The sequence below is a fragment of the Paraburkholderia haematera genome (assembly GCF_905220975.1).
Taxonomy (GTDB): domain Bacteria; phylum Pseudomonadota; class Gammaproteobacteria; order Burkholderiales; family Burkholderiaceae; genus Paraburkholderia; species Paraburkholderia haematera.
The window spans coordinates 1-880 of sequence record NZ_CAJNBK010000069.1 but is presented as its reverse complement, the minus strand read 5'-3'; the positions used below and the strand labels follow the sequence as shown (position 1 = coordinate 880).

General features: G+C 61.6%; 2 protein-coding genes. Both read left to right on the top strand.

Annotated features, from left to right (window positions below; genetic code table 11):
* Nucleotides 1-483 (top strand): DUF1326 domain-containing protein (locus KHO23_RS34865; protein WP_211617542.1); only part of this gene is annotated, 483 nt, incomplete at its 5' end.
* A partial coding sequence (locus KHO23_RS34860; RefSeq protein ID WP_211617541.1) for a copper chaperone occupies nucleotides 480-880 on the top strand: 401 nt, incomplete at its 3' end. The genes KHO23_RS34865 and KHO23_RS34860, both read left to right, overlap by 4 nt.

The following is an 880-nucleotide window of genomic DNA, read 5'->3' as shown; positions in this document are numbered from 1 at the left end:
AACATCGCGGTCGTATTTCAGTGGCCGGGACCGATCCACGAAGGCAAGGGCAAGTGCCAGCCGATCGTCGACGAACGGGCCAGCCCGGAGCAACGCGAAGCCATTCTGAAAATCATGACGGGCCAGGACACCGAGCCGTTCGCCACGATGTTCTCCGTATTCGCATCGACCCTCGAGCTGGCATTCGATCCGATCTTTACGAAGATCGACTTCGATGTCGATGTCGATGCCAGACGCGGCCGGATTCATGTCGAGGGCGTCTTCGACGTTGTCGGCGAACCGATCCGCAATCCGGTGTCGGGCGACGAGCATCGCGTTCGAATCGACTTGCCGCACGGCTTCGAATACGAGCTTGCCGAGATCGGCTCCGGCACCAGCCGCTCGCACGGAAACATCGCACTGGATCTCAAGGGGACTTACGCGCAGTTCGCGCGACTGCACATGAATAACAAAGGACTGATCCGGCATCGCGCTGCCGCATGAGCAGCGTCGAAAATATTCTCGGACGTGAGCGCGTCGTCACCGCGCTCGGCATCGTCGCTGCCATCGCGTTGTCGTGGGCCTACTTGTGGATGGGCGCGGGAATCGGCATGTCCGCGCTCGATATGACGGCCATCGCGCTGTTCCCGCATCGACTGGCAGACGGCGGCGGGGGAATGGATCCGTCGCTGCCCGCTGTGATCCTCATGTGGTGGGTGATGATGATCGCGATGATGACACCCAGCGCAGCGCCGCTCGTTCTGTTGTATCGACGCGTATTGCGGCACCACACCGCGATCGAGGCCAGGTCGGCCATCCCGTCGTTGTTTCTCCTGGCCGGTTACCTGAGCGCATGGCTGGCATTCTCGATCTGCGCGGCATCGCTGCAGAAGGTGCTGCA